This is a genomic window from Pseudomonas sp. S3_E10, from assembly GCF_054667615.1.
Map to the genome: position 1 here is coordinate 5632290 of NZ_CP162743.1, position 23846 is coordinate 5656135.

The window sequence follows — 23846 nt, forward strand, 5'->3', positions numbered from 1 at the left end:
CCCGGTCTTATTTTCCCGACAGGGCCTCATCAATAATCGTGCGGATCGTTTTCTCCAGTTTTGGTTCGCCCATCATGGTTTGCGTCACCTGTTGCGCGATCTGCTTGAAATCACTGTGCTCAAGAATCCCATCACCAAACTCCCAGCATAAAATTTCCTGAATCGTGACGACCGGTGCGGCATCACGAAAACCTTCCGCATCTTGCTGTAAGGCCTTGATGCGGCCATGCAAGCGTGTTTTCAGCGTCTCCAGGCTCTTGCCGGCATTCTGGCTTTTGCCGGGAGCAGCCTGGGTGAAAGCGCTCGACGTTACCGGTTCCTTGGGTCTAGCCAGGGCGGCCAGGACGCGGGAAAGTCGAGTGGGGTCGATCTTGCTCATTGTCACGGGGTCTCGAGGTTGTCACGGTAAGCGCCAAGGAACACGCCTGGCGGGGCGAGTGTATCGTTTTTGGGGGCAACGGCGGTATCTGCGAGGCTGGACAGTACACGCGTCATGTCCGCTTTCAATGCGGGGTTGGTACAGTCGGCAATGCCGCTTTTCAGCTTCTCGACGGCGTTCCCTGGCTGCTCATTGAGCATATCCAGATAGGCGCTGGCGAACCATTTCAGGCTGATGTCTTGTGTGTGGAGTTGCAGATAGTCAAAGGCTGTACGGGCCTGTTCGACCTGTTGCAGTTGCAGGTTCAGCAGGCCGAGTTGGAAGCGAGTGATATCCATATGGGGATCAAGTTCCAGGGCTTGGGTCATGCCGGCGTGCGCACGATCCAGCAGCCCGAGCTCCGCGTGTTCGGCCGCCAGGAAATAGCGCACGGCAGCATTATCTGGCTGTTGTTCCAGTGCGGTGTTGAGATAGTTCAGGGCTGCGTGGTGATTGCCGTCCTCGCTGGCGTGAATGGCTAGGTGCAGGTATTCGGTTGCGTCCAGCATAGTTGGGGCTCCATGAGGGATGACTTCAGTGTTGGCCGGGATTGGGCGGCGTTGTGCCTTGCTGGTGACGTTGCAGCCATTGGTTGACCAACGTACGGCCAGTGATTTCACTGTCTGGGCGGTTTTTCTCCAAGAGACCATCGATCAGTTGCCTGGCTTCATCTGTTTGGCCGGCCTGCTGCAGAAGGAGTGCCTGTGCGTAGTGGGCCGCCAGGCTGTCGGGCTTGAGACGTAGCGCTTTGCGGATGCCTATGCGTGCTCTTTCCGAGTGGCCTTCGAGGATATCAACCACCGCCAGCCCGCCGTGGGTATCTCCAAAGCTGCGGTCCAGTGCGTAGGACTGCTCCAGCGCCGCGCGTGCTTTAGCGTTGTCGTTGCGCAGGATGTAAATCCAGGCCAGCAGGTGCCAGGTGCCGATATGGTGAGGCATGAACTGGACGGCGCTCTTGAGGTGACTTTCTGCCAGGTCGAACTCAAGTTCACCGAATTCCAACAGGCCTAGCCCCGACCAGGCTCGGCCACAGTCCGGATAGGCCTTGAGGGTATGCAGCCACGCCTTGCGAGACGCTGCTACGTTGTGTTGCTCGAATTGCACCGTGGCGCATGCGATCAATGCGTCGCGTTGGTCCGGGTCAGTGGCCAGGGTTTCATGAGCAGTGCTGAGCGCCTGGGCAAGATTGTCGTTTTCGTACAACAGGAGTGCCAGCAAGCCGCGAATGTCGACGTTGTGGGGCTCAAGTTGTTGTGCTCGAAGCACCAGGGCTTCGGCCGCTTCGGTTTCTTCCAGTTGATGCAGGGCACGGGCATGCATCAGCAAGGTCGCGGCGGGGCAATCGGCGTGCGGGGTCAGATGGGCAAGTAGGGTGTCGGCAGCGCTGAAATCGGCACTGTGGAAATGCCCCAGCGCGGTGTTGAAGACGACGGCAGGATCATTGAGGCCAGCCGCGATTGCCTTGTCTCCAAAGGCGGCGGCTGCCGAGTAGTCGCCCGCCTGTAGCAGCAAGTGAGTGCCGTTGGCGAACACCCTGGGATCCTCGATACCGTGGATCTTTACATGCTCGATCAATTGTTGACCGATAGCCAGGTCACCCAGCGCGATCGCCTTGCCCATAGCGTCGCAAATCAGTGTCAGGTTGCCTGGGTCGTGGTCAAGAAATGTCAGTAGCCTTGCCAGGCGCTGTTGTTCGGCGAGGATGCCATCAGTGCTCATCGATCAATCCTTCCCTGGGGCATGGGTAACGGTGGGCTGAATTATTGCCTCGTCACTGGCTCGCTGTCATGGGGAACCGCGCAATTTCCTGGCGAAATAAAAAAATTCCCACCCGCCCTAAACAATCCTCGAAATCGACGCATAAGGACTGACAGAGGGGCTGATTTACCGCGCTCGCGGACAGCCCAATTGTCTTGAACCGCAAGGCCGGTTCAGTTGGGGCGGGGGAGTCAAGGAAATGGTAGCGATCGTTGCTGGCAATGGATTGGGTCTGTTCAACACCTCGCTCAATTCGCTGGGTGGCAGCGGTTCGCCCGGCCAGGGCAACCTCGGCCAGGCTGGCGGCCAAGCGTTGGTCAATATCAGCAATGGCAACCTGGTCCTGCGTTTTACCGATGAGCAATTGTCCGGTCTTGGCCAGGATCTTCTGCATACCCGGACCTACAACACCCGAGGTGATTTCAGCGACGGAGACGCCGATGGCTGGCGCTGGGATGCCGAGCGCAGCCTGACGTTGGTGGGCACCTTGAATACTGCCGGCAGCCAGATGGTCCGCATCACCGGCGATGGTCACAAAGCGGTCTATCGCTGGGACGGAACGCGCTATCAGTCCACCGAAGGTGATGGCGCGCATGACACCCTCACGTGGGACGACCTCGCAGGGCAAGTGGTATGGACCGATGGTTCACGACGCACCACTGAACGTTACAACTGGAACGGCCAACTGGTATCCACTACCGATGCCAATGGCACCCAGATCAGCTACAGCTATGACGTCCAGGGGCGTTTGAGCAGCGTCAAGGACAGTTCGGGTCAGGAGCTGGTGCTTAACTATAACGCCACCGGCAAGCTGGAGCGCCTGGACACGCGGCGTTCGGCAGGTGAGGCACTGACGCGCCAGGTGTATTACACCTATGACGGCCTGGGCCGCCTGACCAGCGTCAGCACTGACCTGAGCCCGCAAGACAACAGCATCGCCGATGGTAAGGTCTACACCACGTCCTATACGTACGTGGAGTCGAGTTTCTACATTGCCAGCGTCACGCAGAGCGATGGCACCACCGTGAATTTCGGCTACGAACAAGTGGGGGCCGATTACCGTGTCAGCATCGTCAGTGACGCGTCTGGAATTACACGCTTTAGCTATGACACAGCCAACCGTCGCACCGATGTGCTCAACGGGCTTGGGCAGCAGTGGAGTTACTACTACGACACTCAGGATCAACTGATCGAGGTACGCACGCCGGCAGTCAACGGCCAGCGTCTGTCCACGCGCTACAGCTACGACGCCGACGGTAATGTCATCGAGGTCGTCGACGGTCGCGGCAACTCGGTGAGCTATGGCTACGATGCCAATGGCAATCGGATCTTGGAGCGTGACAGCGCAGGTAATACCATCACCCGCAGCTACAACGCCGATAACCAATTGCTCAATGAGGTTCGTTATCGCGTGCCTGCGACCCGCAATGGCACCGGCTGGACCGAACCTCCCGAGAGCAGCGCCCAGGTCACGCGTTACGCCTATGGCAGCGGCAACCGCCTGCGATTCACCGTGGATAGCGCGGGCCAAGTGGTGGAATACCGCTATAACGCCAATGGCCTGCGCGCCCAGGAAGTCAGCTATGCGGATGCGCAGTTTGCGGTGTCAGGGCTGGCGCCCGCCGACGTGTTGTCCGTGTCGTCGTTGATTACCTGGGTGGCTGCACGAGACAAGACACGCTCGACGCTGACCGAACTGAGCTATGACTATCGCGGCAACCTGAGCCGTCGTGTGGTGTATGCCGCTGTCGATGCCAATGGCGCGGGTCTGCTGGACAGTGCCGCGAACGTTACCGAATTTATTTACAGCGAACACGGCCAGTTGTTGCAAACGCTGGCTGTGCGTGGGGCGGATAGAAACGCGAAGGCTGTGCTCACCTCCATTGTGTATGACGGCATGGGCCGAGTACTCAGTCAGACCGATGCATCCGGTACCCGAACTACGGTCTATAACGGCCTCAGTCGTACAGTCACTACGACCAACAGCGCAGGGCTGACCATCAGCCAGTCCTACGACACCTTGGGCCGGTTGATTACCCAAAGCGAAACCGCCGCCAACACCACACCGCGCTCGACGCTGTATGTGTATGACGCGGCTGGCCGGCAAACCATGGTCCAGGACGCCACGGGCGTGCGCTCCTATGTGCTGTACGACGAAGCCGGGCGGGTTAGCGCTCAGATCAATGGCCTGGGGGCCGTTACTGAGTTTGCCTACAACAAAGTCGGGCAGCGGAACCAGGAAAAGCGCTATGCGACTTTGATCGACACTTCCGGCGGCTACGACGGTACGACGGTGACGTTCACCCTGGTGTCGCAGATTCGGCCCCCAACCAGCGCTGATGATCGCGTCACTTCTTTCACCTACGATTCTGCGGGACGCCTGAGTACCACCACCACACCCGCGGGGTTGGTGACGACCCTCAGCTACGACGGCCTTGGGCAGTTGGTGCGGCAGCAGGGTGGGGACCGCATCACGCGGTTTTTCTACGATGCCAGTGGACATCAGACCGGGCAGTTGGATGCTGAAGGCTACCTGCGGGAAAACCGTTATGACGCCACTGGCCGACTGGTCCAGACCCTTCGTTATGCCGCAGTGACCGCCGCCGCCAACCGCGAATCAGGCACACTTGATCAACTGAGGCCAAGTGAAGGTGGCAGCCTGTCGACCTGGTATTTCTATGATGCGGCCGGCAGGCAGGTCGGCAGCCTCGATGAGCAGCAGTTTGTCACTGAGACTGTGTTCGACGAAGCCACCAACACCCAGCAAACCGTCCGATACGCAGCAGCCTATACCGCCGCGGTCAACAGCAATACCGGGTTCGCCACGCTCAAGGCCGCGGTGTCCGGCAGTGCGCGGCAAACCAGTACCACTGCTTTTGACGGCCAGGGGCGAGTGGCCCAGCGTACGGCTACCGACGGTACGGTGACCGCCTATGAATATGACGCGGCAGGACGCTTGGTGCGCGAAACCCGGGCTCAAGGTACACCCGAGGCTCGCAGTGTACTCACCCGTTATGACGCCTTCGGACAAACCATCGGCAAACTGCTGGGCGAGGCGTCGGGTCGCATTACGGTCGGCATGACCGACGCCCAAGTGGCCGCCGTTTATGCGCAATATGGTCTGACCTATCGTTACGACGCCGCCGGCCGCGTCGCCAGCGCCAGCGATGCATTGGGCAACCGGACACTGTCCTACTACGATGCGGCAGGACGTTTGACCCATGTAATTAACGCCCTGGGTGAAGTCAGTGAAACCCGCTATACCGCCTTCGGTGATGCCAGCGAGCGCGCGCCCCTGACAAACCGACTCAGTACGGCCAACACCGCCACGTTGTCGGGCGGTTTGTTGACGGTGCAGGTCAATGCACTGGTTCAGGCGATTCGTGATGCCAACACCGATAACCGCAGCTTCTACGCCTACACCACCTCCGGCACGCTGGCCGGCAGTTCCGATGCGCTGGGCAATACCGTTGGCTATGCCTACAACCTGTTTGGCGAGCAGGTTGGCAGCCTGCGTACCGGCCCCAGTGGCACCACGATTCGCGAAAGCCTGGCTTATAACCGGCGTGGTGAACTGATTGGCAAGGCAGAGGACGTCGGCGGTTTATCGCGCACCTCCGGAGTCTCCTATGACGCCTTCGGACGGGTGATCAACAGGATCGATGGGCGAGGGCAGATCAACAGCACCAGCTACCTGGACAATGGTCGCGTGATCGTTGAAAGCAATCCCCTCAGCCAGACCCAGGGCCGTGAATACGACGCCTTTGGCCGTGTCTTGCGCCAGATGGACGCGCGTGGGCTGTTCACGACCTATAGCTACAACGACAGCACGCGCACGTTGGTGGTGACCACGCCGGATGGCCTGGCCATGACTACCGTGCGTAATCGTCACGGTGAAACGCTGACAATCACCGACAGCAAAGGCCGCACCCAGGCCTTCAGCTATGACAAAAACGGCCAACAGATCGCCAGTACCGATGGTCTCGCTCGTACCACCACGAATACTTACGATGTCGCCGGACACTTGCTGAACGTGACTGATGCATTGGGCCGGGTGACGTCCTATGGCTACGATGCTGCGAATCGCATGATCAGTCGTACCGACGCTGCCGGGGTTGTGACCCAATATGCGTTTGATGGGCAGGGGCGCAAAGTACGCATGACCGAGGCGGGTCAACGCATCACTGACTATGCCTACGACCGCAAGGGTCAATTGCTGACGGTGGTGCAAGACCCGAACGGCCTCAAGCTGACGACCACCTACACCTATGACGGCTTTGGTCGACAGGTCCAGGTGGCACGCGGCACCACCGCCAATCCGAATCAGCAGATCGTTCTGTATGTATTCGATAACCTGGGCCGTCGCACCGCCGAACGACTTGATCCCAACGGGTACAACCTCACGACGCAATATTTCTACAACGCCAATGACCAGGTGACTCGCAAGCTGGATCCAGGTGGCAACAGTACCTGGTACGTCTATGACAATGCCGGGCGCGTGACTGACACAGTGGATGCTCTCGGCGGTGTCACCCGCAGTACCTATGATCCGGATGGTCGCCTGGCCAGCACTACTCGTTTCGCCACCGCCCTGAGTGCCAGCGCGCTGGCCGCCTTGGGCAACGCGCCGGCCAGCGTTGCGGCAGGCGCCAGCGCCAAGGACCAGGTCACCACCTATCTCTACGATCAGATGGGTCGAGTGCGGGTGACCATCGATGCACTGAACCAGGTTACAGAAACGCTGTATGACCAACAGGGACGTATCACTGAAAGCCGCCTTTACGACAAGGCAATGCCGGCGGGCACACCGCGCACCTTTGAGGGCGTGACTGCCGCGCTGACTAACCTGGGCGCGCTGACGTACACCACGCGCTCGGTATACGACGCCGCCGGGCAGCTCAGCAGTGTCACCGACGCCGCCGGCAAGACCGAATCCTACACGTACGATGCCGTGGGCAATCGGACCACCTTAACCAACAAAAACGGTTCGGTGTGGAACTACCGCTACGACAACGTGAACCGGCTGGTAGAAGAAATCACCCCTGCGGTTGCCGTGTCGAGCATTGATATCAATGGGGTGGTCAGTACTCGCTCGGTACTGCAAGTCACCCGCATTACCTACGATGCGTTGAGTAACGTCACCAGCCGAACGGCGGGACGCTTGCGCAGCGCATTGGCAGCTGATCCGGCTGGCGATGACCTGAGCCAGGCAAGGACCACCGCGTACTCCTACGACGCTGTCGGCCATCAAGTGCAGATCACCGCGCCGGGCTGGTACAACAAGGTCACCGGTGCTTATCAGCAGGCCTCGGACGGAACGGCCAATACGCTGCAGGTGACCACGGACGTCACCTACGATGGACTCGGGAATGCGCTGCGCAATCGTGTCCGAGTCAACAACACTGGCGCGCCGGGGACTGACTTCGTCGACAGCTACAAGGTCTACGACACCCTCGGCCGACTGACCCATGACATTGATCCCCTTAAAGGAGTGACGGCCTACACCTATGATGCCCAAGGCAACCGCCTGACCACCAAGCGGTATGCCAATGCCTTGACGGCACCCGCGCCGACAGCTGGTTATTACACGGCCAGCGACCTGAACAGCTCAACGCTGATACCCAATGCCTCACAAGACCGAACACTGATCACCACCTACGACGCCTTGGGACGCAAGACCGCAGTGCAACAGGACGCCGTCAGTGTCTACACCTTCACTGGCAACGTTGCCACGTCGACCTTGATCACCGCCTCGCCGACTACGGTTTACAGTTACAACGCCTTAGGCCAATTGGTGCGTGAAACCCTGATCGCGCGAAACGCCAGCGGCGTGACCGTGCAGAGCGGCGCCAGCAATGTGTACTACTACGACCTGGCCGGGCAACGCATCGGCAGCGTCGATGGGCAGGGCAACTACACCCGCATGGAGTACAACGTGCTGGGCAAGGTCAGTCGCCAGGTCGAGTACGCCAACGGCCTGAGCGGCTGGGACGACAGCACTCCGCCGAGCCTGCCGGTGGCCAGCGTCAACGATCGCAGCACACGTTTCGAATACGACGCCATGGGGCGCTTGAGCCAAGTGACCCAGGAAGGCGTGCGTTACTGGCAACAGACTATCAATGGTCAGTCAGGTACGGTCTCTGCGGTGGCGGTAGTCGGCAACCATCTGGTCAGCCAGATGTTTTACGACGGCGTGGGCAATGTGCGGGCAGTGGTGGACGCTGCCGGTAATGTCACCTCAACCGAATACAATGCCCTGGGGCAGACAGTGCGGCTTGTCGAGCCGGCCCGAGCCACGGCGAAAAAAGGCGCAGTCGATCCTTTTGCGGCCGGTTTTGTCTTTGCATCACCCACTACCACCTACGCACTCAATGCCTTCGGCCAGGTGTTGAGCGAAACCGAAAGTGCCGGGGTCGATTCGGCAGGCAATCAACAGGCCGGCGTAACCCGTGTCACCCGATCCCGTTTTGATGCAGCGGGTTACGAAGTTCAAAGCATCGACGCCAGTGGTTCGGCGCAGTCCTACAAGGTCGACGCGGCCGGTCGGCGCTTGGAAGAAAGTCGCCAGATCAACGTGACCCTGAGTGGCTGGACGGTGGGCGGCGCTGCGCTCACTCGCACCCAGACCATCCGTCGTGGCTACACCTACGATGTGATGGGCCAACAGCTGTCCACCACCGACTGGTACACGGCCGCCGACAACACCCAGAAAACCACCATCAACTCAGCGGTGTACAACCGTTTCGGCGAAGTGACCAGCCAGTTGTTGAATGGCTACCTGCAAGCTGGTTATGTCTATGACCAGGCCGGGCGGGTTACCCAGCAGCAAAACGCTCAAGGCATTACCCGCGTCGATTACGACCTCAATGCGAAGGCCAGTCGCAGTAACCAGATCGGCGACGCCAACACCGCCGCAGATGATCGTATTACCTACACCCGCTACGACGTTCTCGGCCGAGCCCTTGAGCAGCATCTGCCCGCGTTTGAAGCCAACATCAACGCCGACACGCTGAACAACATCAACCTGACCCTGGCCACGCCGATCATTCGCCAGAGCTACGACCGCTGGGGCAACCTGCTGACCCGCACCGATGCTCGCGGCTACATCACCACCTACACCTACGATCACAACAACAAGCAACTCACCGAAACCTTGCCGGTCACCGACATCCTGCGGGAAAACGGCACCAGCTACCGTGCCAGCCTGATCCATGAAAAGCGTTATGACGTGCTGGGGCAGTTGATCCAGGAGGTGGATCTGGTGGGGCCTTATGTAGGCATGCCTACCAGCACCGCCTTGCGTACGCGACAGCATGTCTACAACCAGGTGGGTGAGTTGCTGCGTGATATCGGTGCTTTGGGGTATTCGCGCAATTACCTGATAGATAGCCACGGCAATCGGGTTGCCACCCAGGATGCGCTCGGGACCGTATTGGTTGACAGCTACGACGCGATGGATCGGCAGTTGACGCACGGGATCGTACGCAATGGCGTTGCGGTGACGTTGTCGACCAATCAGTACGACCAGGCGGGTCGGTTGGTTGGGGAGATCAGTGGGAGTAGTGCGGTAGAGGAGACGTTGGCCAGCGCCAGTGGGTCGGGGGTTATGACTGGGGTGGCGGGGAATGTGCGGTATACGTTGTTTGATGAGCGGGGGAATATTGTTAGAACGCGCAATGAGTCTCGCGTTGAAAACTCATATGAGTTTAGTGAGGGTAATAAAAAAATTAGGGAAGTTGATGGCTTAGCTAATACAAGTGTATGGGGTTATAATGAGGCTGATTATGGGCGGTTAGCAAGTCGTAAAGATTTGGGCGGAAATAATTATACCTATTCGTACAATGCATTTGGCCAGGTTCTAAAAAGTATAATGCCTTGGAGGATAGAGATTAGTCCAGGGGTGTTTCAAGATGTAGATATAACATCTTTGGTTAATTATGTTTATTATTCGAATGGTGCATTGAAGTCGGTAGAGGATGCAGCGTCAGAATGGGGGCCAGGTGAAATCGACTCGCAGACGTCTACTTATTATTATAATTTGACGGGTGACAAGGTTCGCTCGGTTGATTCGCATAGATACAGAACTACAATCGTGCTGGCAGAAGATATTTTTTCCAGTATGGAGACACGATATCAGATTGACGAGCGGGCCAGACTGAAAGAAACAAAGGCTCCGGCGGGAACCACTACATACGGCGTCTTGAAGTCTTTGGCATACAGTGCACGAATAGACTCACTTAAATACGATTTTGATGAGTATGGGAATCGTCGTCGTACTCTGATGGATGCAACAAATCAAGCTGGGGCGCGGACAGTTATCGAAAACTGGAACAAATTTGATCTTGAAGATAGAATTCTAGTTGGTGATGGTTACGTATCTGCCGGTTTGATTGTTTCGGGCAAGGTTGGAGATAAAACAAAAGGGTATTCCATCAGTTACGATATGGCCGGTCGTCGCGCGTCTTCAGAGCAGTGGCGGAACACCGTGGGGGCGAACGACGTTTATGTCCGCAATAACTACTCTTACAATGATACTGGACAAGTTTCAAGTTCGGGAGGCCAGAACATTAATCGTGCTTTGGGTGCTAATGGTTTACAAGAAATAGTATCGGTTAGCTCAGTATCCCTTGATTTTTCGAATAGTTATGATGGGCGCGGCAATCGCATAGGTCAGCTTGGATATAGTGGTGGGCTGATCACGACTGTAAGTAACTATAGTTATCGGGGAGATGGCAAAATAGTTTCTCAGCTAAGTTATAAGATGGCAGGTGGTGCGCAAAAGGTTTCTCAAGCTACTTATTATGGTGAGAGCGGTATGGTTGATGCGGTAGGAAACCAAAAATCCTATCGATATGTGGTTTATAATAGCAATGGCACGGGTGTTAGCTATACGGGAGGTTATAGTAAAACTTACTACCTAATGGACTCCTACAAGGAGCGAGAGACTGTAGCGACTTGGAGCTTGGGGGGTAGTCCCGGGACTAGTTCGTTTAATTACACTGCAAGAGGAAGCCTGGATTCTATTTTTAATGGTGTTGGCTATCGTGCCTTTTCATCCGATCGCGACGGAAAATTAATCGCAAGGTATGAAGCCGGGTATGAAAGTAACGGGATTGCGCAAAACTATTACTACTATGAGGGTAAGGCGCTTGCTAATGTCGGCACTGCAAGCGTTGCGGAGTTAAGCGATACTTTTGCGCCTATCTCTTCTGAATACCCTGGGCTCAATCCATCGATGTACATCGTTAATCAGGGGGACACACTTGAACGTATAGCCCAAGCAGTCTGGGGCGATTCGGGGATGTGGTATTTAATAGCAGATGCGAATAGCCTTAATCCCAGTAAAACATTGTTGGTTGGCGAAAGCATTAGAATACCAAATGTCGTAAGTGGTACTCGCAATAATTCAACTACTTTTAAGGTGTATAGCGCCGATGATGTAGTCGGTAATACCACCCCTAGTCCGACTTTACCACCGCCACCCAAACCAAAGAAAAAGAAAAGCAGCGGTCTCGCCAGTGTTGTCATGGTGGTAGTTGCTGTGGTGGCTACCGTTCTAACTGCTGGTGCCGCTGCGCCGCTTGCAGTGGGAGCCACTGCAACCACAGGTGGTCTGGTTGCGACGGGGGCTGCCGTGATGACAGGCACCATCGCCGGGGCGGGATGGGGCACCTTCGGTGTAGCGATGCTAGCTGGCGCTGTAGGCGGTGCAGCATCGCAGTTGGCCGGCCGGGCAATGGGGGTCGTGGATAGTTTTTCCTGGAAACAAGTGGCTGTCGGTGGTCTGACGGCCGGTCTCACCTCAGGGTTTGGCACTTTGGCACAGACCGGAGCGCTGGGCTCATGGGCGGGCACTGCTGCAGAAGCCATGAAAAGCGGAGGTACTTACGGCACCGGCTACGCGGCACTGGGGACATTCAACTATGCCAACAGCCAGATCGCCAGCCGGGTGGTGGGGCTGGATAACTCGTTCAGTTGGCGCAATGTTGCGGCATCTGCAGTAGGGGCCACTATTGCCGGGTATGTAGGTGGGAATGGCCCTGGGTTAGTGAGTTCAACGGTGCGCGGGCAGATCAGTGCTTATGCTTCTGCGGTTTTGAAAGACAAGTGGTTTGGGGGGGCTCGACCTGATTTCGGGCAGGTGGCAGCCGATGCTTTTGGGAATACGTTGGCCGACTATACCGTGCGTAGTATCAAGGGCTCTGATGCCTCTCAGGGCGGGTATGCCCAGGCTGAAGACGTGAAAGCTGATGCTGCGCGGCGTATGACCGCTCAAGGTTACACTCCTGCGCAGATCCGCAATTTGCTGCAATCGGGATATCTACCCCCAGTAGAAATCGAAGCGATCGGCTCAACTGATGATGGACGAACTGGTTATTTCTACGATAGTGGTGCGATATCGATAAGTGCTCCCGCTGAAGAAAGTTTCTTGGTAGGTGTGCCAATCGAAAGCTCAGCAGCAAGTGTTAATTCTGAACTCTCGCTTTACGAGCGGATGCGCAGTTGGGCAAGCGACGGGCGCCAATATGATCGTGCTTATTATTCAGACATTGTGAATACAGCCGAGGGTACATCTGGAGCGGTTCTTGGCTCTGTGGGCAGGGCACTCAATGCGGCAGGTTGGGACATTGCGGAAGGCGTTACAGGGTTGGTGGGGCTGGCCACAGAAAGTAACGTACGGTCTCAGACGTATGCCGCGCTTGAAAGTGGCGTCAGTTATGTATGGAATAATCCTGGTGATGCTGTTGAGGCTGTTTCTGATGCCGCCAGTGGTTATTACTCAAGCCACAGTGCGCAGCAAATAGCTGAGGATACGCTGACATTCGCCGCCGGATTTATTGCCACTGCCGGGGGCGGGAAAGCTGCTGCGATGGCTGGAAAATCGGGGCTCAATTTTGTCAAGAACTCTCAGATCGTTTTCAGCCCGCGTGGCGGCACATTCTATGGCGGGATAGTCGTTCCCGGTGTTAATTTCACACGGATCACCACTGTAAGTCGGGCAATGAGTGAGCGTTTCCAGGGCATGGGGTATCTAGATCCCTTCACCAACCGGATAACCCACGCTCCTTTGGGATCTGCGATGGAGGTAGACCATATCTTCCCGGTCAGTAAAATTGTCCGCATGCCGGGTTTCGATACTCTTAACAAATCACAAATGACTGCTATTGTTCAAGACACAATGGGGCTTGGTAATTTGCAGCCGTTGCCCAAAGGATTTAATGCGTCAAAAGGGGCTTTGACTGACTGGAAAACGTACGGGAAGATTAATTTTAATGATGCATATATTGAGAGTCTTAAAGCGACTCAGCTAGAAATGAGAGATCTGATTCAGGATCAAATTCGTGCCTATCAGTTGTCCAATAGACTAGGTGGAAAATAATGCTGGATATAAAAAAATATGATTTTATTTGTTCGGTTGCTGAAGAATTAGACTCATCAGTCGTCGATCGCATAAAGCCAGAGATTAAAGCCGCACTTGGGGCTCCTGCCAGCGTCATGTTCAAAGATTTTTCTGCGGCCTTTCCCTTAACTGCGAGTGCAATTGATGACCAATGGCTGCCTCCCGTTGCAGCTTTCAAAAAAGGAGTTCGTTTGTGGTTGCCTTCTTTGGTGTGTCAGGGGCATGAAAAAAACCTGTTTTTTAATTTGACATTTGTGAATGAGGCCACGTCAGGTCAGCAGTATGATCTTGAACATGCCATGCTCCCTTTAAAATGGCGCGAGCTCTATCGACTTTTTGACTCGTTTGTTGTAACTGATTCGTCGGTACAACCTACTGGGTGGTTAAATGCACCCTTTGATTACGCATCACGCTTGACGCTTGAGCAATACAGGGTTCATGTGGGGGGTAAGAAGGCGGACATGAGAGCTTTGGAAGAATTAGTAGGATCGAAACGATTAAATTGCTGGCTGCTTACTGAGAGTGGAGATGCCTTGTTTCTCGATGAGGCACGCTGTGATCATAAGGTGTACCACATCAAGAATGGTGAGTTTGATGATTGCCATTTGTTGAAGCGGGCTGACGGGGTGCTTGACAAGTATTTGGCTGGTTACGTATCTAAAGATGGCGTGGTGGGCTTCAATTTTAGATCTGAAGAGGTTGTGAGTATTGGTAGGAATTGAACATGTCGTCTGTAGAAAGCATTCGATTTTACGCAAAACAAGTCAGTACTTTTGAAGAGGGATTTTTATACGCCAAAAACCATGAAAATTATCATTTGCTTTCGCTTAACAGTCGTCAGATTTTTTTGAGCCAGCTAATGCAGGTGTTGATTACATGGCGGAGTGGAGAAAATCCTCGATCATTCATTGAGCAGGGTGTGGAGCGAGGCTTGGAAAGTGTGAAGGCTCTGCTTGAGCTAGATCCTGAAGCTAACTTAAAAAATGCGTTTCCTATCGAAAAGTTACAGATTCTTGCATTTCTTATTGATAGGGAAATAGAAGTAGAAAAAGATTGTAAGTCGATTGAACCTCCAGATCGGAAGTTGGACTGTATCTTGGCGGCGATTTTGGCGGGGGAGTCGATTAGCTCTTTCAGTGATGCCGTTGCTGGTGAATTAATCAGGTTGTCAAAAGTGAAAAGATCTGCTCTCGCTGCAAAAACCTACCAACTCTACTTTAATATTTTGAAGTATGAAGGTGTGGGTGAGGTTGACACGGCGGACGATCTTTATCGCCAGCGGGCAGTGGACGCGTTTTATGTCAATGGTTATGAATCGGAAGGCGGTGGGTTGGATAATGGGCTCGTTGTTGATTATAGACTGGGGGCTATTCTGAAATATCTCGATTACTCCGGATCCAGCGTTCATCTTTGGCGATGGTAGTGGGGTTTGGCCTTGGTTGTTTGGCGTTTTTCGAGCGGCTTCATGTGGCTTAAATGGATGTGAATATGAGTGCTGAGCTTGATGTCGTTCTGCATGAAAAAATAAAAGAATATTGCCGTTCCGGTGACATGCTGGCTGAGCAAGGAAACCATGGGGAGGCAATAGCCGAGTACAACCGCGCCTGGCGATCAGTTCCCGAACCTAAAAATAGTTGGGAAGCCTCTACCTGGATTCTGGCCGCAATAGCAGATGCGTGTTTTCTATCTGGTTACAAATCTTCTGCGCGTGATGCATTGCAGTATGCAATGACTTGTCCTGGTGGCATCGGTAACCCATTTTTGCACTTGCGGCTTGGGCAGGTTTATCTCGATGAGGGACAAGAGGACAGTGCGGCAGACGAGCTGATGCGGGCTTATATGGGGGCGGGGCAAGAGATTTTTGCGAATGAGAGTTCACACTATCTGAGTTTCCTAAAAGCACGGGCCAAATTGTGACGTAGAACAACGCTTTTGACTATTGACGATAGCTATGGTGCGTTCTTCAGGCCTTGGGTAGATGGCATGAGCGTCTGTCATAGCTACAAAGCCAAGCATTTTCTCTGTCGATTGGAGATAGCATGGTGCCAAGGCATACCGCTTTTGGATGGTGTTTTGCGTGCCGCTCTATTCAAAAGAAACGTTAAAAAACTCTTTTTATTTTTCCTCCGTCCCCTCTTGTTTCGCGACTTCAGGAATGGCTATGATCAGCCACCAAAATAATGGCTACTAGCCATGGAACTCTGGATGGCATGTGATGTCTCCGGATCAAAACGCACTACCTGGGGACATGGATGACACAGGATTTCATGCTGTACGCGCTCAAGGAAGCGCTGCTAACTGCAGCCCTGGTTGCCGCCCCTTTGCTATTGGCTATCCTGATCGTCGGCCTGTTGGTCAGTATTCTTCAGGTGGCCACGCAGATCCAGGAAATGACCCTCACGTTCATCCCTAAACTGATCATCACCGTCGTGATGCTGTTGGTTTTGGGTGGTTGGATGCTGACGATCCTCAAGCAGTTTGCGCTGAGTGCACTCACTCAGGCTGCTGGCTTCTAGCCGTGTTGACGCCCTACCTGGCCAATCTGCTCCTCATCTCCATGAGGCTGGCGCCACTTCTCGTTGTCGCCCCTATTGTATTTTTCTCGCGATTGCCCATGACCGTTCGGGTGTTGCTGGCGCTGGTCTTATCGGCCGTCCTGGCCAGTTCTTTGAATGTGACTGGCATGCCTGCATTGAGCCTATCGTCGGTACTCGGCGAGTTGATGCTGGGGGCGTTGATGGCCTTCGGGTTTCACGCCGCCCATGCCGGCCTGGACATGGCAGGTAAGCTCATCGACACCCAGATCGGCCTGAATGCCGCCGGGGTGTTCGACCCGGGCACTTCCAATATGACCGGCCTGGTCGCCGAAGTGCTGGTGTGGACCCTGGGCATCCTGTTCGTGACGTTGAACCTGCATCACGACTTGCTGCGCGTCTTCAGTCTGCTACTGGTCGCGGTGCCTCCCGGCAGCGTTTCCCTGATGAATTTCTCCGGGCCGGTCATGGGCATTCTGACCCAGCAATTTCTGTTGGCGTTCATGATCGTTGTGCCCGTTATCCTTGGAATGTGGTTGATCGACACTGCCTTTGCGCTGCTCTCTCGGTCGATGCCACAGGCGAATGTGTATTTCCTGTCGCTGCCGATCAAACTTGGCGTCGGCATTTTTATCCTGATCCTCACCTTGCCGATCATTGTTCAGCGCGTGCCGCTGCTGATCGAAAACGCGTTGCGCTTCGCACTGTCCCCGGCAGGTGCACCATGACCGATCAACAGGACAAGAGTGAAGAGGCTACCCCCTACAAACTCGAAGAGGCTCGTAAGAAAGGCCAGGTGCCGCGTAGCCCGGACCTGTTGTCGTTCGCCATGATCCTTACGTTCCTGATGGTGTTCTCGGCCATCGCCGCGCCGCTTGCCAGTGTGATCGCTGCCCACACCCATTGGTGGTTAGCCAATGCAGGACAGCTCGGGGCCAGCTTTGGCTATCTGGGCGAGCAGGGCGCCTACAGCGTGAAGCAGGTGGTGTATGCCTTTCTGCCACTGATCGGTGCCTTGGTATTGGTGGCCGTATTGACCAATCTGTTGTTCAGCGGGCCGGTGTTTTCGGCCTTTTTGATCAAGCCCGACTTCAAGCGGCTTAACCCCATCCAGGGGCTCAAGCGCATTTTCTCGCGGCGTATGTTTGTCGAGCTGCTCAAGGTCCTGGTCAAGGGCGGGCTGTTTGCGCTGGTGCTGTATTACCTGTTCCAAAGTCTTTTGCCGCGTCTGTTGGGCATGGCGACGGTCTCTCCGATGGAACTGCCCCTGGCCGGCAAGCAATTACTGATGCAATTGGGCTTTACCGTGTTGTCGATCATGGCCGCCGCCGCGCTGTTTGATGTGTGGTACTCGCGCCGTGAGTTTGGCCGGCAAATGCGCATGAGCAAGCGCGAGACCAAGGATGAACACAAGCGCCGCGAAGGCGATCCCGAGGTTCGCTCCAAGCGTAAAGGCATCCAGCAGGACCTGCTGAAAAAAGCCTCCGCGCTGGGGCAGGTCAAAGATGCCGATGTCATCATCACCAACCCAACTCACTACGCCGTGGCCCTGCAATACCGTCCGGCAACGATGCTTGCGCCCAGGGTCCTGGCTATCGGGCGTGGCTTTCATGCCTTGCGTATCTGCCAGATGGCACGCAAGCACCAGGTGCCGATCCTGCGCCGTCCGCCGCTGGCGCGCACCCTGCATGCACTGGCGCGGGTCGATTCAGCGATTCCGGATATCACCCAGACCGACGTGGCACGCGTCTATCGCTGGGTGATTGCTCTGCCGGGCAATAAGGTGCTGAGCCCATGAAACCATTCTGGACACGCGCACTGTCGGAAAGCAGCGACCTGCTGTTAGCAGTCGCCGTCATCGGCATTTTGCTGGTGCTGTTCACACCGATTCCTACCTGGTTGCTCGACCTGTTGCTGCTGACCAACTTCGCTGTCGCATTGTTGGTGTTGCTGGTGACCTTCGACATCGACAAGCCCTTGAGCTTCTCGACATTTCCTTCGCTGCTACTGATGACCACCTTGTTTCGCCTAGCGCTGAACATCTCTGCGACGCGGCTGATTCTCGCGGACGGTGATGCCGGCCAGGTCATTGCCGCGATCGGCACCCACGTGGTCGGTGGCAATTACGTGATCGGCTTCGTGGTGTTCCTGATTCTGGTGGTGGTGCAATACGTAGTGGTCACCAGTGGCGCACAACGGGTCGCGGAGGTGGCCGCGCGCTTTACTCTCGACTCGCTGCCAGGCAAACAGATGAGCATCGATGCCGACCTGAACATGGGCATCATCGACCAGGATGAGGCCAAGCGGCGCCGCAGCCAGTTGGAGCGCGAGTCGAATTTCTACGGCGCAATGGATGGCGCATCCAAATTTGTCAAAGGCGATGCTATCGCCGGGATTGTCATCATTGCGATCAACATCATCGGCGGCCTGTCGGTGGGCATTTTGCAAAAGGGACAGAGCTGGGGCGATGCACTGCACCACTACACTCTGTTGACGGTCGGTGACGGTATTGTCACGCAGATTCCGTCGCTGATCATTGCGGTGGCCGCCGGCATCATCATTACCCGTGCCGCTACCGACGCACGCCTGGGGCCGGAACTGGGTCGACAGGTCTCGGCCTACCCCAAGACACTGGTGGTGGTGGCGATCGTCACGTTGTTGCTGGCGATGATGCCGGGCCTGCCGTTGGTGCCGTTGCTGATGCTGTTTCTGGCATTTGCCGTGGCGGCTGGCTATTCATTCCGCCAGTTGCAGCGCAAGGCCAAGGGCGAGTCGGCGTCAGAGGAGACGCAGACGCAGGCCGATACAGCCTCGGATGATATCTACGCGCTGATGAGCAGCGATGCCTTTGAACTGCGCCTGAGCAATGACCTTGCGGCACAGGTTTTGGCGGCCACCAGTACCCTCAGCTTGCGTATCGACAACCTTCGCAAACAGTTCGCCCGGGATTACGGTTTTGCCCTGCCGCAACTGAGTGTGCACGCAGAGAAGAAACTGCCGCCAGGCACCTATCAGGTCTGCGTCCAGGGCGCGGTGGTGGCCAACGGCGAGTTGGAGTTCGACAAGTTACTGGCCATCAACCCAGGTGGTGCGGCTGCGACGCTGGAAGGGCGCGAAACCAAGGAGCCTACGTATGGCCTCAAGGCCCTTTGGATAGACCAAGCGTTACGCAACCAGGCGCGAATGAGCGGCTATACGCTGGTTGAGCCGGACACAGTGCTGTTGACCCACCTCTCCGAACTTGCCCGCCGCTACGCTCCTGATTTTCTCACCCGCGCGGAGACCGAGCGCCTGGTGGAAAGCAAGCGTGCCGCGCTGGGTAGCCTGGTGGATGAGCTGATCCCACAAGTCCTCAGTTATTCCGATATTCAGCGCGTCTTGCAATTGCTCCTGCGTGAACAAGTTCCGGTGCGCAACCTGGAAACCATCCTTGAAGTATTGGTGGATGCCGGGCGTACGAACAAAAGTGCGGAGGACCTGGCCGAGCGTGTACGTGAACGACTGGGTGCTGCGCTGTATGAGCGTCTGGTAGATAAAAACGGTGACCTCAACGTGCTGACCATCGCCCCTCAACTGGAAGGCTACATGCTTGCCGCATCCCGACCGCGTGAGGGCCAGCAAAGCGCATTGCTGCCGGTTCAGGAATTGGAAAGGTTCGTCACCACGGTGGCTCGTGAAGCCGAGCGTCAGCTGGGTGATAACAAGCAGCCAGTATTGTTGTGTGCCGCGCCACTAAGGCGGGTATTGCGCGCATTCATGTCGCGGGCGGTGCCGCATATGGCTGTGCTGTCGGTCAACGAAGTCGGCCAGCATGCTCGCGTGACATCCGCCGGAATGATTGATTTGCCTGGGTTCCCCAGCCTGGAGTCGGCATGAGCGACATGATCATGCAACTGGCCGGGGTGATCCAGCGGGATATCGATACCTTGAAGGAGGTATCGCAGAACGTCGCCAATGCCAACACCACCGGCTACAAGGCCGGGCGTGCATTCAGCGTTCAGGCTTTGGGCGCACCCGCCTCGGGCGTCACAGCCGGGCTCGATGGGCTGGAAACCCAGACCTCAATCAATACCGATGGCGGTGCTCTGCAATACACGGGGCGGGTGACTGATCTGGCGTTGTCTGGTGACGCCTGGTTTGCCGTGAATACCCCCAACGGTGCGGCATTGACCCGTGATGGCCGTTTTAAAGTCGACAATCAGGGTTTCCTGGTGAGTAACGCAGGGCATCCGGTGCTCGGTCAGGGTGGGCCTATTCAGGTGGCTGGCGGTGTGCTGAAGGTGAGCAGCCAAGGTGAAGTGAGCGTGGACGATACGCCGGTGGGGCAACTCAATCTGGTGCGTATCGAACATGCCAGCGATTTAGTCTCCCGGGGCGCAGGGCTCTACTCGGCAGACGTAGCCTGGACGCCAGCCACGCAGTACGTGGTGCATCAAGGCCTTTTAGAACGCTCCAACGCTGCCATGGGCACCGACATGGTGAAAATGATGGAAGTATCGCGACACGTCGAAACCCTGCAGCGCGCCTTGTCGGCCTACGACGGTTTGCTTAACAGCGGGATCAATCAATTGGGCAAGGACTGACCAGGGAGTGCGGGTGTGATTGATGCATTGAGTATTGCCAGTTCCGGCTTATCCGCGAACCAGGCCTGGATCGACAGTATTTCCAATAACGTGGCCAACATGCAGACGATTGGTTACAAGCGTAGCCAGGTCAATTTCCATGACATGGTGCGTGACGTCGGCACGCGGGATGACGGCGGCGGCATGACTGAAAACCTGCTGTCCGGTGCAGGCATCCAGGCGTCGGAGCCCACTCAGGTGTTCAGTCCGGGCGCAGTGCGCCAGACCGGTAACGAGTTGGATCTGGCCATCCAGGGCGATGGTTTTTTTGAAGTCGAATTGCCAACGGGTGAATTGGCCTATAGCCGTGCCGGTCGCTTTCATTTGAACACCGACGGACAGTTGGCGATGAACACCGGCCAGGTCCTGACAGCGGACCTTCGAGTGCCGCCTGATGCGCGCAACCTGGTGATCAAACAGGACGGTTCGGTGCAGGCGACGGTTGTCGAGACGGGTGAGGTGATCACCGTCGGCCAAGTGCAGTTGGCGAAGTTTGCCAGTGCCGAGGGGCTGAAAAAGCTCAGCGATGGCCTGTACCGACCCTCTCAAGTCAGCGGTGAAGCGATCTACGCCGAACCCGGCCGGGATGGTCAGGGTGTGCTGTTGCAGGGGTATGTCGAGATGTCCAACGTCAACCTGATTGATGAGATGAGCAGCCTGGTACTGGCGCAACGTGCCTACCAAATGAACGCGCGCTTGCTTCAAGCCGGCGATCAGATACTTGAAACCATCAATAACCTGCGTCGCTGATGAGTATGAAGATTACGTGCGTCGCTATCGTCGTTGGTTGCCTTTGGGGTGCCCAGGCAAACGCGTTGGAGTGTGCAATAGGGCAAACGCCCAGCCAGATGGCACAGTACATCACTGAGCGCGTGCGCCCGGCATTCTCCAACGAGCAACTGGATATCCAACTGACGCCCATCGGTGACTTGCCGGTTATGGCATCGCCCCGGGTGCGGTTGTTGTCGACGCACCTGCGCAGCCGCGTTGCGGTTGAACTTAAAGGCACGGTATGCGGGCAGACGCATGCCAGCCAAGTGACAATTTGGTTCAAGGTCCAGGCGTGGGGTCAGGCCTGGGTTTATGGCCGCAATGGGCGCACGGATCAGGCGCTGAGCGATACCCAGCCACGCCGTGAGCGGCTGGACGTGGTTGCCGCGCAAGTATCCCCCGACGATTTGGCCAGTAACCTGGAGGGGGCGTGGTTGGGGCAAATGGTCAACGCCGGCATGCCGATTCTCAATCGGCACTTGAAAGCCGAACCGCTGGTGCTACGTGATGCAACCGTCACTGTCGTGGTCTATGGCCCAGGCCTGATGCTGCGCACCGAGGGCAAGGCGATGCGCCCCGGCGTGCTGGGTGAGCCTATCCCCGTGTTAGTCAACGGTGCGCAGGCGAGCCTGTTGGCAGTGGTGGCCGGCAAAGGGGAAGTCCATGTTCAACGCTAAGGCGTTTTGGCTGGTTATGCTGCTACCGATTTGCGCCAGCGCGCAAAGCCTGATCAATCCCGATGGCTATCGCTCTCTCACTGGCGACCGCCGTGGCTACCACGTTGGGGACACTCTGACGATTCTGGTGGTGGAATCGACCTCGGCGCAAAGCGCCGCCGGGACAGGGGCCGATAGCAGTACCGATATATCTGCGCGCCTGGGATGGGACAACAACAACCATCAAGGTCGCCTCGGCCTGCAAGGCGACTCTAGCGGCAAAGGCCAGACCAATCGTAGCGGGCAGATCCGCACCAATGTGTCGGTGCGAATCATTGACCAACTGCCCGAAGGCTTGCTGCGGGTCAGCGGTGAGCAATTGGTGACCGTCAATGATGAGAAGCAGCAAGTGCGTATCAGCGGTTTGGTGCGCCCCGATGATATTGCCTACAACAACACCGTGTTGTCCTACCGCCTGGCCGATGCACAAATTGACATTGTCGGCGATGGGGTGATCACCGATGCGCAGAAGCAAAGCATCGTTTTCCGAACCCTCAAGTGGCTGCGAATCCTATGAAACAGCTGACGATGGGGTTATTGGGCCTGTTGCTCAGCCTTTGGCTGCCGGCGGGGTGGGCCGATGTACGGATCAAGGAACTGACACGCATCCAGGGCGTGCGTGATTACGCAATTATCGGCTACGGCCTGGTGGTGGGCTTGGCCGGTACGGGGGATACCGACCGCAACCGTGCCACGCGCCAGTCGCTGGTCAATACCCTGAAAAATTTCAATGTGAACGTGGCGGACTCGGATCTCAATGCGCGCAACACGGCGGCGGTGATGGTCACCGGCAACCTGCGTTCATTCAGTGAGACGGGTGACAAGGTGGATGTCGAGGTTTCCTCCCTGGGCGATGCGCGTAGCTTGTTGGGTGGCACCTTGCTGATGACGCCGTTGTATGGGCCCGATGAAAAACTCTACGCCCTGGCTCAGGGCCCCATGTCGGTGGGGGGGTATGTCTTTGAAGCCAACCAGAACTCGGTGCAGAAAAACCACCCCACGGTAGGCCGCATTCCACGAGGTGCCAGCGTTGAACGCTCGGCCTTTACCGAAAATGATGCCGCTGCGCGCAATCTGGTACTGGTACTCAACGAGCCTGACTACACCACTGCGCAGCGTATTGCCGACGCATTGACACGTGAGCTGGGATTGCCCGGCGTGCGAGTCGTACATGCGGCGAAGGTTGAAGTTCCGCTGAGCAGTGCGGCTGGTTTGCCCCGATTGATTTCCCGCATCGAGAACGTATCCGTGGCGCCTGACTATGCCGCCCGCGTGGTGGTCAACGAGCGCACGGGAACGGTCGTGGCGGGTGCGCATGTGCGCTTGGGTGAGGTGAGCATTTCCCAGGGCTCACTCAGTGTGGTGATCAGCACCAAGTACCAGGTGTCCCAGCCGTCCTGGATTGGTCGTACCGGGCCAAGTGTGGGCACGGTCGTTGTGCCGGACACCGAGCTGAATGTGACCGAGGAGCAGCATGGCCCGGTCAAGCTGGCAGAGGGCGCTACGGTTGGCGATCTGGTGCAGGCGCTCAATAAGGTGCGTCTGAGTACCCGTGAAGTGATCACAGTATTGCAAGCCATCAAACAAGCCGGCGCCTTGCACGCCGAACTGATTGTTCAATAAGGA

Annotated in this window: 16 protein-coding genes; 13 read left to right on the forward strand and 3 right to left on the reverse strand. The window is 56.5% G+C overall.

The genetic code is table 11. The features are described 5' to 3' along the window. Positions 1-7: 7 nt before the first annotated feature. The 3 genes from AB4N98_RS25760 to AB4N98_RS25770 are packed head-to-tail and all read right to left on the reverse strand — an operon-like array spanning position 8 to position 2137. Entirely contained in the window at positions 8-379 is a 372-nt protein-coding gene (locus tag AB4N98_RS25760) for a hypothetical protein (RefSeq protein ID WP_460149011.1), read from the reverse strand. Positions 380-381: 2 nt separating this feature from the next. After that, complete coding sequence (locus AB4N98_RS25765) at positions 382-927, reverse strand: tetratricopeptide repeat protein (protein WP_460149012.1); 546 nt, start codon at positions 925-927, stop codon at positions 382-384. Positions 928-952: 25 nt separating this feature from the next. Beyond that, positions 953-2137 carry a tetratricopeptide repeat protein gene (locus tag AB4N98_RS25770; RefSeq protein WP_460149013.1) on the reverse strand — a complete coding sequence of 395 codons (1185 nt, stop codon included), beginning with the start codon at positions 2135-2137 and terminating at the stop codon, positions 953-955. A 238-nt stretch (positions 2138-2375) separates the two neighbouring features. On the opposite strand from AB4N98_RS25770, the gene AB4N98_RS25775 reads away from it, so the two are divergent. The 13 genes from AB4N98_RS25775 (at position 2376) to AB4N98_RS25835 (ending at position 23843) form a co-directional block, all read left to right on the forward strand. Further along, positions 2376-13556, forward strand: coding sequence for a LysM peptidoglycan-binding domain-containing protein (locus tag AB4N98_RS25775; RefSeq protein ID WP_460149014.1), 11181 nt, complete (start codon positions 2376-2378; stop codon positions 13554-13556). Further along, positions 13556-14299 carry a hypothetical protein gene (locus AB4N98_RS25780; protein WP_460149015.1) on the forward strand — a complete coding sequence of 248 codons (744 nt, stop codon included), beginning with the start codon at positions 13556-13558 and terminating at the stop codon, positions 14297-14299. The genes AB4N98_RS25775 and AB4N98_RS25780 overlap by 1 nt, the downstream gene beginning before the upstream one ends. Before the next feature lie 2 nt (positions 14300-14301). Next, complete coding sequence (locus tag AB4N98_RS25785; RefSeq protein WP_460149016.1) at positions 14302-15000, forward strand: hypothetical protein; 699 nt, start codon at positions 14302-14304, stop codon at positions 14998-15000. 65 nt (positions 15001-15065) lie between these two features. Beyond that, a complete protein-coding gene (locus AB4N98_RS25790) occupies positions 15066-15494 on the forward strand; it encodes a tetratricopeptide repeat protein (protein ID WP_460149018.1) in 429 nt (142 codons plus the stop codon). A gap of 335 nt (positions 15495-15829) precedes the next feature. Next, positions 15830-16093: a flagellar biosynthetic protein FliQ gene (locus AB4N98_RS25795; protein ID WP_150675492.1), complete on the forward strand. Its 264-nt coding sequence runs from the start codon at positions 15830-15832 to the stop codon at positions 16091-16093. A gap of 41 nt (positions 16094-16134) precedes the next feature. Further along, positions 16135-16839, forward strand: coding sequence for a flagellar biosynthetic protein FliR (locus AB4N98_RS25800; RefSeq protein ID WP_460149551.1), 705 nt, complete (start codon positions 16135-16137; stop codon positions 16837-16839). Then, positions 16836-17909 carry an EscU/YscU/HrcU family type III secretion system export apparatus switch protein gene (locus AB4N98_RS25805; RefSeq protein ID WP_460149019.1) on the forward strand — a complete coding sequence of 358 codons (1074 nt, stop codon included), beginning with the start codon at positions 16836-16838 and terminating at the stop codon, positions 17907-17909. Before AB4N98_RS25800 ends, AB4N98_RS25805 begins: the two co-directional genes overlap by 4 nt. Then, positions 17906-19987 carry a flagellar biosynthesis protein FlhA gene (locus AB4N98_RS25810; RefSeq protein ID WP_460149020.1) on the forward strand — a complete coding sequence of 694 codons (2082 nt, stop codon included), beginning with the start codon at positions 17906-17908 and terminating at the stop codon, positions 19985-19987. Before AB4N98_RS25805 ends, AB4N98_RS25810 begins: the two co-directional genes overlap by 4 nt. Then, complete coding sequence (locus tag AB4N98_RS25815; RefSeq protein WP_281112257.1) at positions 19984-20694, forward strand: flagellar hook-basal body protein; 711 nt, start codon at positions 19984-19986, stop codon at positions 20692-20694. Before AB4N98_RS25810 ends, AB4N98_RS25815 begins: the two co-directional genes overlap by 4 nt. 15 nt (positions 20695-20709) lie before the next feature. Next, positions 20710-21483 (forward strand): flagellar hook-basal body protein, encoded by a 774-nt coding sequence (locus AB4N98_RS25820; protein ID WP_281112258.1) that lies wholly within the window; start codon positions 20710-20712, stop codon positions 21481-21483. 98 nt (positions 21484-21581) lie between these two features. Further along, positions 21582-22181, forward strand: coding sequence for a flagellar basal body P-ring formation chaperone FlgA (gene flgA / locus AB4N98_RS25825; RefSeq protein ID WP_460149021.1), 600 nt, complete (start codon positions 21582-21584; stop codon positions 22179-22181). Further along, positions 22168-22737, forward strand: coding sequence for a flagellar basal body L-ring protein FlgH (locus tag AB4N98_RS25830; protein WP_150675499.1), 570 nt, complete (start codon positions 22168-22170; stop codon positions 22735-22737). Before flgA ends, AB4N98_RS25830 begins: the two co-directional genes overlap by 14 nt. After that, positions 22734-23843, forward strand: a complete 1110-nt coding sequence (locus AB4N98_RS25835) for a flagellar basal body P-ring protein FlgI (RefSeq protein ID WP_191629727.1) — start codon at positions 22734-22736, stop codon at positions 23841-23843. Before AB4N98_RS25830 ends, AB4N98_RS25835 begins: the two co-directional genes overlap by 4 nt. The last annotated feature ends 3 nt before the right edge of the window (positions 23844-23846 follow it).

Coding starts and splice junctions, on each gene's coding strand:
- AB4N98_RS25760 (WP_460149011.1), bottom strand. CDS start 379: ATGAGCAAGATCGACCCCACTCGACTTTCCCGCGTCCTGGCCGCCCTG.
- AB4N98_RS25765 (WP_460149012.1), bottom strand. CDS start 927: ATGCTGGACGCAACCGAATACCTGCACCTAGCCATTCACGCCAGCGAG.
- AB4N98_RS25770 (WP_460149013.1), bottom strand. CDS start 2,137: ATGAGCACTGATGGCATCCTCGCCGAACAACAGCGCCTGGCAAGGCTA.
- AB4N98_RS25775 (WP_460149014.1), top strand. CDS start 2,376: ATGGTAGCGATCGTTGCTGGCAATGGATTGGGTCTGTTCAACACCTCG.
- AB4N98_RS25780 (WP_460149015.1), top strand. CDS start 13,556: ATGCTGGATATAAAAAAATATGATTTTATTTGTTCGGTTGCTGAAGAA.
- AB4N98_RS25785 (WP_460149016.1), top strand. CDS start 14,302: ATGTCGTCTGTAGAAAGCATTCGATTTTACGCAAAACAAGTCAGTACT.
- AB4N98_RS25790 (WP_460149018.1), top strand. CDS start 15,066: ATGAGTGCTGAGCTTGATGTCGTTCTGCATGAAAAAATAAAAGAATAT.
- AB4N98_RS25795 (WP_150675492.1), top strand. CDS start 15,830: ATGACACAGGATTTCATGCTGTACGCGCTCAAGGAAGCGCTGCTAACT.
- AB4N98_RS25800 (WP_460149551.1), top strand. CDS start 16,135: ATGAGGCTGGCGCCACTTCTCGTTGTCGCCCCTATTGTATTTTTCTCG.
- AB4N98_RS25805 (WP_460149019.1), top strand. CDS start 16,836: ATGACCGATCAACAGGACAAGAGTGAAGAGGCTACCCCCTACAAACTC.
- AB4N98_RS25810 (WP_460149020.1), top strand. CDS start 17,906: ATGAAACCATTCTGGACACGCGCACTGTCGGAAAGCAGCGACCTGCTG.
- AB4N98_RS25815 (WP_281112257.1), top strand. CDS start 19,984: ATGAGCGACATGATCATGCAACTGGCCGGGGTGATCCAGCGGGATATC.
- flgA (WP_460149021.1), top strand. CDS start 21,582: ATGGCACAGTACATCACTGAGCGCGTGCGCCCGGCATTCTCCAACGAG.
- AB4N98_RS25830 (WP_150675499.1), top strand. CDS start 22,168: ATGTTCAACGCTAAGGCGTTTTGGCTGGTTATGCTGCTACCGATTTGC.
- AB4N98_RS25835 (WP_191629727.1), top strand. CDS start 22,734: ATGAAACAGCTGACGATGGGGTTATTGGGCCTGTTGCTCAGCCTTTGG.